Below are 10,346 nucleotides of genomic sequence, written 5' to 3'. Positions count from 1 at the left end.
TCCCCCCCCCCAACCCCCGGGGGGGGCCCGCCCCCCCCCCCCCCCCCCCCCCCCCCCCCCGGGCGGGGCGCCCGCCGCGCGGGCGGCCCCGCCCCCCGGGGGGGGGGGGGGGGGGGGGCCCCCCCCCCCCCCCCGCCCTTCTGTCAGGCTCTGGTGGTCACGTCAAAGAGCCGCCGGTGCTCGTCGAGCGCATACCCGTCGGTCATCCCGGCCACGTAGTCGCAGACCGAGGTCACGTCCCCGCCCTGCCACTCCGCCGGCAGGCAGCCGGGATCGGCGCGGAACGCCTCGAACAGCTCGCGCACCACGCGGCGCGCCTTGGCGGTCATGCGGTTGACGCGGTGATGGCGGTACATGCGCGCCATCAGGAACGCCTTGATCTCCGCGTTCGCCGCCGCCATCGGCGCCGAGAACGCCACCACCGGCGCACCCAGCGCGCGCACCGCCTCGACCGAGCCGGGAGCGGCGCCCTCCAGGCGCGCACGGGCCTCGGCGACGACGTCGTCCACCATCGCGCCGATCAGGGTGCGGATCATCTCGTGCTGGAGCCGATCCGGCGCGATTCCCGGATAGGCCGCCTCGGCCTCCGCGATCGCCGCGCCGGCAAGCGGCAGGGCGCGCAGCTCGTCGAGCGCGAACATTCCCGCGCGCAGCCCGTCGTCGAGATCGTGGTTGGTGTAGGCGATGTCGTCGGAGAGGGCCGCGACCTGCGCCTCGGCCGAGGGCCAGGAGTCGAGTTCGAGATCGAACGCTGCGCAGAACGCGGCGAGTCGCGGATGCGGCGCCGCGACCGGGCCGTTGTGCTTGGCCAGGCCCTCGAGCGTCTCCCAGGTGAGGTTCAGTCCGTCGAAGCCCGGATAGCGGCGTTCGAGCACCGTCACCACGCGGACCGCCTGGGCGTTGTGGTCGAAGCCGCCCTCGGCCGCCATGGCCTGGTTCAGCGCCTCCTCGCCGGCATGGCCGAAGGGCGGATGGCCGAGGTCGTGGGCGAGCGCCAGCGCCTCGGCGAGATCCTCGTTCAGCGCCAGCCGGCGCGCGATCGACCGGGCGATCTGCGCCACCTCGAGCGAGTGCGTCAGCCGCGTGCGGTAGTGGTCGCCCTCATGCGCGACGAAGACCTGGGTCTTGTGCTTGAGGCGGCGGAAGGCGGTGGCGTGGATGATCCGGTCGCGGTCGCGCTGGAACGGGCCGCGGCCCTCGCTCGGCCGTTCGGGGAACTGGCGGCCGCGGGTGCGGTCGGGCGGCACGGCCCAGGGCGCGAGCGGGTGAGGGTAGCGGGCGGACATCGGCGCGGATCATCCTCCCCGGCACCGCCGCGGCGCAACGGCGCGCGGTCACCGCGTTTGACACCGTGGCCGGGCGTGCCGATCTTTCCCGGCGGAGGTGCCTTGATGGACACGCTCGACGCGCCGCCGCGCATCGTCACGCTCTCGGCCTCGGCCGCGCGCCGGCTGGCCGAGATCATCGCCGCCGAAGGCAACCCGGCGCTGATGCTCAGGCTCACCGTCTCGGGCGGCGGCTGTTCGGGGTTCCAGTACGGCTTCGCGCTGGATGCGACGCTCAACGAGGATGACCATGTGTTCGAGCGCGACGGGGTGAAGCTGGTGGTGGACGAGGTCTCGCTCGACCTGCTCGCCGGGGCGGAGGTGGAGTACGACGACGGGCTGATCGCCGCCCACTTCACCGTGCGCAACCCGAACGCCACCGCCTCCTGCGGCTGCGGCACCTCGTTCTCGATCTGACCGGCCGCGCGGTGAGGATCGCGACCTGGAACGTCAACTCGGTGCGCGCGCGCAAGGCCCACCTGCTCGACTATCTGCGCGCCGAGGACGCGCCCGAGGTGGTGCTGCTGCAGGAGCTGAAGGTCGAGGAGCAGGGGTTCCCGCGGCCGGAGGTGGAGGAGGCCGGCTATCATGCCCTCGTCGCCGGGCAGAAGGGCTACAACGGGGTGGCGATCCTGAGCCGCACCAAGGCCACCCTGCGCCGGCATGGGCTGCCGGGAGAGGACGACGCGCAGGCGCGCTATCTTGAAGCCGAGATCGGCGACGTGGTGGTCGCCTCGCTCTACGCGCCGAACGGCAATCCGGTGGGCGGCGAGAAGTTCGCCTACAAGCTCGCCTGGATGCGGCGTATGGCCGCGCACGCGGCGGCGCTGTTCGCGGAGGAGCGCGCGGTGGTGCTCGGCGGCGACTGGAACGTCTGCCCGACCGCGCTCGATGTGTGGGACGAGCGCGCGATGGCGGCGGATGCGCTGCTCCAGCCGGAGAGTCGCGCCGCCTGGCGGACGATCCTCTGGCAGGGCTGGACCGACGCCTTCCGCGCGCTTCATCCCGACGAGGCGGGCTACACCTACTGGGACTACCAGGCCGGCGCCTGGCTGCGCGATCACGGCATGCGCATCGACCACCTGCTGCTCTCGCCGCACGCCGCGCAGCGGCTCGCCGCCTGCGCGGTGGATCGCGGCCTGCGCGGCAAGGACAGCCCTTCGGACCACACGCCGGTCTGGTGCGCCCTGGCGGCGTGATCCCCACCCGCCGAGGGATCGGCCCTCGGCGGCAGGTCGTCGTGGCGGGAGCCGGCGGGACGGGGAGGCCGGATCGCTGATCCGGGACGCGGGCATCTCCCAGGGCTCATCTCAGGCCTGAGCAGCCGGGTTCCGGCATCGGCCGGCCGCGCGGGTCGCGGCCGCAACTGGGAGGCGTGGCGTGTTTCCGGCCCGGCGCCCGCACACTGGCCTCGGCGAGGGGCGCGACGCGTGGCGGGCTGCGGTCGCACAGGGGGCGGTTCCGCCCTGTCAGGCTGCCATGCTTGATTGATCCAGATATATCAGGATATGTTTATATGTGTGATGGTCCGGCGCGAGCCGGCGCAAGAGGGAACGCCGTGCAACCCCCCGCGGGGTCAGTCGGCGGCTGCCCCCGCAACTGTCAGCGGCGAGAGGCCGCGCCTCGCCCCGCGCGGGCAACCACTGGGACGCGTCCCGGGAAGGTCGGCGCCGCCTCGACGACCCGCAAGCCAGGAGACCTGCCGTCACGCACCCGCAACCTCACCGCCGGGCGGGGTGGACCGGCGCATGGAGCACCCGCACGATGGCCATCGCCACCAATCTCGGCTTTCCCAGGATCGGAGAACGCCGCGCCCTCAAGACCGCGCTCGACGCGCACTGGTCCGGCCGCCTCGCCGAGGCCGACCTCCTCGCCGAGGCCGCCCGCCTCCGCGCCGCCCACTGGGACCGCCAGCGCCGCCTCGGCATCAGCCACGTCCCCTGCAACGACTTCGCGCTCTACGACCACGTGCTCGACACCGCCTGCATGCTCGGCGCGATCCCGCCCGGCTACGGCTGGGACGGTGGGCCGGTCTCCTGCGCGACCATGTTCGCGCTCGCCCGCGGCTCGCGCGGCACCGCCGCCGAAGCCGCCGCGGGCATAGCCCCCGGCCTGCCCGCGCTCGAGATGACCAAGTGGTTCGACACCAACTACCACTACCTCGTCCCCGTCCTGCGGCGGGATCAGCGCTTCGTGCTGACCGAGAACCGGCCGCGCGCCGCCTTCGAGGAGGCGCTGGCGCACGGCCTGCGCACCCGCCCGGTGCTGCTCGGGCCTGTCACGTTCCTCAAGCTCGCGAAGAGCGAGGATGGCTCCGACCCGCTCGCGCTGATCGACACGCTGGTGCCCGTCTACGGCGCCATCCTCGCCGGACTGGCCGAAGCCGGCGCGATCTGGGTGCAGATGGACGAGCCCTGTCTTGCGCTCGATCTGACGGACGACGACCGCGCCGCGCTGACCCGCACCTATGCCGCGCTCGCCGCGGCCGCCCCGAAACTCTCCCTGCTGGTCGCGAGCTATTTCGGACCCATGGCCGACAACCTCGCGACCGCGCTGGCCCTGCCCGTGGCCGGGCTGCATCTCGACCTCGTGCGCGGCGGCGCCGACCTCGAGGCGGTGCTGGAGCGTGCCCCCGAACAGCTCTGGCTCTCGCTCGGCGTGATCGACGGCCGCAATGTCTGGCGCGCCGACATGCGCGCCGCTCTGGCGACCCTGCGGCTGGTCGCGCAGCGGCGCGGCACGCGTCGGCTCATGGTCGCGCCGTCCTGCTCGCTCCTGCACGTCCCGATCGACCTCGACGCCGAGGACGCGCTGGATCCGGAGGTGAAGGCACAGCTCGCCTTCGCCGTGCAGAAGCTCGCCGAGATCGCTGCCCTCACGCGCGCCCTCGAGGAGGGAGAGCCAGCGGCAGCCGCGGCGTTCCGGGCCTCGGACGCCGCGATCGAGGCGCGCCGGCGCTCGGCCCGCGTGCACGACGCGGCGGTCGCCCGTCGCCTCGTTGCCGCCGAGCGCGCCGGCCGGGCGAGCCCCTACGCCGTGCGCCGCGCAGCGCAGCGGCTCAGCATCCCGCTGCCCCCCCTGCCCACCACCACGATCGGCAGTTTTCCCCAGACCGAGGAGGTGCGGCGACTGCGCGCCGACCATGCCGCCGGCCGCATCGACGATGCGCAGTACGAAGCGGCGATGAAGCGCCTGATCGCCGAGGCGATCGCCTGGCAGGAGGAGATCGGCCTCGACGTGCTGGTGCACGGCGAGTTCGAGCGCAACGACATGGTGAAGTATTTCGGCGAACGACTGACCGGCTTCGCCGTCACCAGGCACGGCTGGGTGCAGTCCTACGGCAGCCGCTGCGTCGCCCCGCCGATCATCTGGGGCGATGTCGCGCGTCCCGCGCCGATCACCGTCGCCTGGGCCGCCTACGCCCAGTCGCTCACCGCGAAGCCCGTCAAGGGCATGCTCACCGGCCCCGTGACGATGCTGCAATGGTCCTTCGTGCGCGACGACCTGCCGCGCGAGACCGTCTGCCGCCAGCTTGCGCTGGCGATCCGCGACGAGGTGGCCGATCTGCAGGCGGCGGGGATCCGCATCGTGCAGATCGACGAGCCGGCCCTGCGCGAGGGCCTGCCGCTGCGGCGCGCCGACCGGCCGCACTATCTCGCCTGGGCGGTGGACTGCTTCCGGCTCGCTGCCGGCGCCGCGGACGACGCCACCCAGATCCACACCCACATGTGCTACAGCGAGTTCAACGACATCATCGCCGAGATCGCCGCGCTGGATGCGGACGTGATCAGCATCGAGACGGCGCGCAGCCGCATGGAGCTGCTCGACGCCTTCGTCTCGTTCGAATATCCGAACGAGATCGGCCCGGGCGTGTACGACATCCACAGCCCACGTGTGCCGACGGTCGAGGAGATGGCGCGTCTGATCGCGGTCGCAAGGAGCCGCATCCCGGCCGACCGGCTCTGGGTCAATCCGGATTGCGGGCTGAAGACCCGGCGCTGGGAGGAGGTGCGCCCGGCGCTCGCCAACATGGTCGCGGCGGCCCGCCGCATCCGCGCCGAGATGGCGCCGGGCTGACCGGCGGCACCGCCGGAGGCGGACGGCGCGCGGCTGGAGCCGGTTCCGGCGGGTCGGAACCGGCTCCGGCGTTCTCCGGTGCGCATCTTCATCCGATCAGGTGAGTCCGCCTGATCGGGATCTGCGCTACAGATCCGCGTAGACGTGCCGTTCGGCGCGCGCGCCGGGATGGGTCACCGCGCCCTCGTGCGCCGGCCCGACGAGCTGGGCGTATTTCCACAGTGCGCCCGAGGTGTAGATCGTCTCGCGCGGCTGCCATGTCGCCCGGCGCCGGTCGAGCTCCTCGCCCGAGAGATCGACCTCGAGCGTGCCCTTCTCGGCGTCGATCACGATCCGGTCGCCGTTGCGCAGCAGCGCGATCGGCCCGCCCACCGCCGCCTCGGGCGTGACATGGCCGATGCAGAAGCCGCGCGTCGCGCCGGAGAAGCGCCCGTCGGTGATCAGCGCCACCTTGTCGCCCATGCCCTGGCCGTAGATCGCCGAGGTGGTGGAGAGCATCTCGCGCATCCCCGGCCCCCCCTTCGGTCCCTCGTAGCGGATCACGATCACGTCGCCGGGCTGGTAGGCGCGCGCCTGCACGGCCGCGAAGGCGTCCTCCTCGCAGTCGAAGCAGAGCGCGCGGCCCTCGAAGCGCAGCGACTTCATGCCCGCGACCTTCACGATCGCCCCGTCCGGCGCGAGGTTGCCGAACAGCCCGACCACCCCGCCCGTGGGCGAGAGCGGGTTCGACACGGGCCGCACCACGTCCTGGTCGGTCGGGAACACCACGTCCTTGTGGTTCTCGGCGAGCGTCCTGCCCGTGACGGTCAGGCAGTCGCCGTGCAGCAGGCCCGCGTCGAGCAGCGCCTTGATCACCACAGGCACGCCGCCGATCCGATGCACATCCGCCGCGACGTAGCGCCCGCCGGGCTTGAGGTCGGCGATATAGGGGGTGCGCTTCATGATCGCAGCCACGTCGCGCAGCGTGAAGCGGATCCCCGCCTCGTGCGCGATCGCCGGCAGGTGCAGCGCGGCGTTGGTGCTGCCGCCGGTGGCGCCGACCACGACGGCGGCGTTCTCCAGCGCCTCGCGGGTGACGATGTCGCGCGGGCGGATGTTCTTGCGGATCAGCTCCACCACGGCCTGGCCCGAGCGCAGCGCATAGACGTCGCGCTCCTCGACCGGCGCGGGCGCGCCGGCCGAACCGGGCAGCGCGAGCCCGATCGCCTCGGAGACCATCGCCATGGTGTTGGCGGTGAACTGGCCGCCGCAGGCGCCGGCGCCGGGGCAGGCGACGCGCTCGAGCTCCTCGAGCTCCGCATCGGTGATCCGGCCGGCGGCGTGCTGGCCGACCGCCTCGAACACGTCGAGCACGGTGACGTCGCGGCCATGGAACTTGCCGGGCAGGATCGAGCCGCCATACATGAACACCGATGGCACGTTGAGCCTGAGCATCGCCATCATCACCCCGGGCAGGGTCTTGTCGCAGCCCGCGAGCCCGACCAGCGCGTCGTAGCCGTGGCCGCGCACGGTGAGCTCGATCGAGTCCGCGATCACCTCGCGCGAGGCGAGCGAGGACTTCATCCCCTGGTGCCCCATCGCGATGCCGTCGGTCACGGTGATGGTGCAGAACTCGCGCGGGGTGGCGCCGGCCTCGGCCACGCCGCGCTTGGCGCTCTGCGCCTGGCGGGCGAGCGCGATGTTGCAGGGTGCCGCCTCGTTCCAGCAGGTGGCGACGCCGACGAAGGGCTGCGCGATCTCCTCCTTCGAGAGCCCCATCGCGTAGTAGTAGCTGCGGTGCGGCGCGCGGCCCGGCCCGACGGTCGAATGCCGGCTCGGCAGGCGGCTCTTGTCCCAGGTCTGTCCTGTCATCGGGCGTTCCCCTTCCCCTCGATCGATCGCCGTCACACCGCGAGGCGCGCGAGCGCGGCCTCGAGCCGCGCCTTCGCCGCGGCCGCGGCCGCGCGCTTCTCGCGGCTCTCCTCCACCACCTCCTCGGCTGCGCGCGCGACGAAGTCGGGGTTCGCGAGCTTCGCGTCGAGCCGCCTCAACTCGTCCGCGTGGCGCGCGATCTCCTTGGCGAGACGCGCGCGCTCGGCGGCGAGGTCGATCACGTCGGCGAGCGGCAGCACCAGCGTCGCCTCGTCCAGCACCGCCTGGGCGGCCCCCCTCGGCACCTCGCCCGCGAGCGGCGCGGCCTCGGAGAGGCGCGCAAGCCGCAGGACCGGCTCGCGCCAGCGGTCAAGCCGCGCGAGCGTCGCCGGCGCCGCGTCCTTGAGCGCGAGCGGGATCGCGCGGCCGGGCGGCACGCCGCTCTCGCTGCGGATCGCGCGCACCTCGGAGATCAGCCGCACCACCCACTCCACCTCCGCCTCGGCCGCCGGGTCGCGCGGCAGGGACCCCGGATCGGGCCAGGGCTCGACCATCAGGGTCCGCCGTCCCTCGCAGGGTCCCGGCCCGCGGTCGGCCATGGCGTGCCAGATCTCCTCGGTGACGAAGGGCATCACCGGGTGCAGGAGCGCGAGCGTCGCATCCAGCACGAAGGCGGCCGCCGCGCGCGTCTCCTCCCGCAGCGCCGCGTCGCCTCCCGCGAGCGCGGGCTTGGCGAGCTCGAGGTACCAGTCGCAGAACGTTCCCCAGACGAAGTGGTAGAGCTCGTTCGCGTAGGCATCGAAGCGGAACTGCTCCAGCGCCTCGGTGGCGGCCCGCGCGGCCTCGGCGAGCCTGCCGAGGATCCAGCGGTTGAGCGTCGCCCGCGCCGAGGCGGGGGCCCATCCCGGCACCGGCACGCAGCCATGCATCTGGCAGAACCGCGCAGCGTTCCACAGCTTGGTGGCGAAGTTGCGGTAGCCCTCCACCCGCTGCGGCGACAGCTTCACGTCGCGCCCCTGGGCGGCCATGGCAGTGAGCGTGAAGCGCAGCGCGTCCGCGCCGTACCTCTCGATCAGCTCCAGGGGATCGATCACGTTCCCCTTCGACTTCGACATCTTCTGGCCGCGCTCGTCGCGCACCAGCGCGTGGACGTACACCGTGCGGAACGGCACGTCGTTCATGAAGTGCAGCCCCATCATCATCATCCGCGCGACCCAGAAGAAGATGATGTCGAAGCCGGTGACCAGCACCTCGCCGGGGTAGTAGCGCGCAAGCTCGGGTGTCCTCTCCGGCCAGCCGAGCGTCGAGAACGGCCAGAGCGCCGAGGAGAACCAGGTGTCGAGCACGTCGGGGTCGCGCCGGAGCTCGACCTCGTGTCCGCAGGCCGCGGCGGCGAGACGCCTCGCCTCGGCCTCGTCATGGGCGACGAAGATCGCGCCGTCCGGCGCGTACCAGGCCGGGATCCGGTGGCCCCACCAGAGCTGGCGCGAGATGCACCAGGGCTGGATGTCGCGCATCCAGGCGAAGAAGGTGTTCTCCCACTGGCGCGGCACGAACTGCGTCCGTCCGCGCTCGACCGCGGCGATCGCGGGGGCGGCCAGCGTCTTGGCGTCCACGAACCACTGGTCGGTCAGGTAGGGCTCGATCACGGCACCGGATCGATCACCGTGCGGCACGGTGTGGGTATGCGGCTCGATCTTCTCGATCAGCCCGGCCGCCTCCAGGTCGGCGACGATCCGCTTGCGCGCCTCGAACCGGTCGAGCCCGCGATACGGCGCCGGGATCAGCGGATCGTCGAGCAGCCTCGCGTCGCGGTCGAGGATGTTGACGACCTCGAGGCCGTGCCGCCGGCCGACCTCGAAATCGTTGAAGTCGTGCGCCGGCGTGATCTTCACCGCCCCCGAGCCCTTGGCGGGGTCGGAGTGCGCGTCGGCGACGATCGGCAGGCGCCGGCCCACGAGCGGCAGGATCGCGTGCCGCCCGACGAGATCGCGGAAGCGGTCGTCCTCGGGATGCACGGCGACACCCGTGTCGCCCAGCATCGTCTCGGGCCGCGTGGTGGCGACGACGATGAAGCGGCCCTCCTCGCCCTCGATCGGATAGCGGATGTGCCAGAGATGCCCCTTCACCTCGCGGTTCTCGACCTCGAGGTCGGAGATCGCGGAGTGGAACTTCGGGTCCCAGTTCACCAGCCGCTTGGCGCGGTAGATCAGGCCCTGGCGGTAGAGGCTGACGAACACCTCCGTCACCGCGCGGGAGAGCCCCTCGTCCATGGTGAAGCGCTCGCGCGGCCAGTCGAGCGAGGCGCCGAGGCGGCGGAGCTGCGCGGTGATCGTGCCGCCCGACTGCTCCTTCCACTGCCAGACGCGGCGGACGAACTCGTCGCGACCGAGATCCTGGCGCCTGATCCCCTGCTCGGCGAGCTGCCGTTCCACCACCATCTGCGTGGCGATGCCGGCATGGTCGGTGCCCGGCATCCACAGCGCATCGTCCCCGGCCATGCGCCGCCAGCGGATCAGCACGTCCTGCAGCGTGTTGTTGAGCGCGTGCCCCATGTGCAGCGAGCCGGTGACGTTCGGCGGCGGGATGACGATGCAGTAGGGCCGTGCCTTGCTCTCGGGCCGCGCGGAGAAGAGGCCCGACGCCTCCCAGCGCGCGTAGTGGCGGCGCTCCACCTCGGCGTGCGGAAAGGTCTTGTCGAGCATGGCGGACGGAACGGCGATTTCCACGGGGTCTCCTGCGCGGGGGCGGGATTGGGCCGCGCCGCGTGCCTGGGCGTCAAGCCGGCAAGGCGGAAATCCTGCCCTGCCCGGCGATCCGCCGGACGCCTCGCCGGCGTGCGGCTGACGCGCACCGCCGCGCGGATCAGCCGCGCGCGATGCGCTCGAGCTCGGCCTTCACCAGCCGCTCGACCAGCGGCGGCAGGTTCTCGTCCAGCCAGGCCTTGAGCAGCGGGCGGATCTCCTCGCGCACCATCTGCTCGAGCGTGAGGTTGGCGTAGCCCACCAGCGTCTCGGGCCGCGCGGGCGCGGCGGCGGCCGCGCCGGTGGCGGCGCGCAGCGCGGCGAGCGAAGCGCCGGCGGCGGTCGCGGC

At 72.8% G+C, this 10,346-nt stretch carries 7 protein-coding genes and 1 riboswitch; of the genes, 3 read left to right on the top strand and 4 right to left on the bottom strand.

Going from position 1 to position 10,346, the window contains the following annotated elements; translation table 11 throughout:
• Positions 1-143: 143 nt before the first annotated feature.
• The gene (locus tag FK498_RS14040; protein WP_141855576.1) at positions 144-1,286 is read right to left on the bottom strand and encodes a deoxyguanosinetriphosphate triphosphohydrolase; all 1,143 of its coding nucleotides are present in this window, start codon (positions 1,284-1,286) and stop codon (positions 144-146) included.
• A gap of 105 nt (positions 1,287-1,391) precedes the next feature.
• Here FK498_RS14040 and erpA point away from each other — a divergent pair, with 105 nt between their 5' ends.
• The 3 genes from erpA to metE all read left to right on the top strand — a co-directional run bounded on the left by erpA (position 1,392) and on the right by metE (position 5,402).
• Positions 1,392-1,742 (top strand): iron-sulfur cluster insertion protein ErpA, encoded by a 351-nt coding sequence (gene erpA, locus FK498_RS14035; RefSeq protein WP_141855575.1) that lies wholly within the window; start codon positions 1,392-1,394, stop codon positions 1,740-1,742.
• Positions 1,743-1,753: 11 nt separating this feature from the next.
• On the top strand, positions 1,754-2,524 hold the full coding sequence (gene xth, locus FK498_RS14030) for an exodeoxyribonuclease III (RefSeq protein WP_141855573.1): 771 nt from the start codon (positions 1,754-1,756) through the stop codon (positions 2,522-2,524).
• A gap of 308 nt (positions 2,525-2,832) precedes the next feature.
• A riboswitch (cobalamin riboswitch) is annotated at positions 2,833-3,047 on the top strand.
• A gap of 42 nt (positions 3,048-3,089) precedes the next feature.
• Positions 3,090-5,402 carry a 5-methyltetrahydropteroyltriglutamate--homocysteine S-methyltransferase gene (gene metE, locus FK498_RS14025; protein ID WP_141855571.1) on the top strand — a complete coding sequence of 771 codons (2,313 nt, stop codon included), beginning with the start codon at positions 3,090-3,092 and terminating at the stop codon, positions 5,400-5,402.
• A gap of 126 nt (positions 5,403-5,528) precedes the next feature.
• Here the strand turns inward: metE and ilvD are convergent, their stop codons facing one another.
• From ilvD to FK498_RS14010, 3 genes are all read right to left on the bottom strand, one after another.
• A complete protein-coding gene (gene ilvD / locus FK498_RS14020) occupies positions 5,529-7,253 on the bottom strand; it encodes a dihydroxy-acid dehydratase (RefSeq protein WP_141855569.1) in 1,725 nt (574 codons plus the stop codon).
• Between the two features lie 32 nt (positions 7,254-7,285).
• Positions 7,286-9,958: a valine--tRNA ligase gene (locus FK498_RS14015; RefSeq protein ID WP_141855578.1), complete on the bottom strand. Its 2,673-nt coding sequence runs from the start codon at positions 9,956-9,958 to the stop codon at positions 7,286-7,288.
• A 160-nt stretch (positions 9,959-10,118) separates the two neighbouring features.
• Positions 10,119-10,346: DUF2497 domain-containing protein (locus FK498_RS14010; RefSeq protein ID WP_141855567.1), on the bottom strand; the 228-nt coding region annotated here is incomplete at its 5' end.

The organism is Elioraea sp. Yellowstone, from assembly GCF_006704265.1.
Classification (GTDB): domain Bacteria; phylum Pseudomonadota; class Alphaproteobacteria; order Acetobacterales; family Acetobacteraceae; genus Elioraea.
Note: the sequence above shows the minus strand (reverse complement) of the source record. Positions and strands in the feature narration are given on the sequence as shown.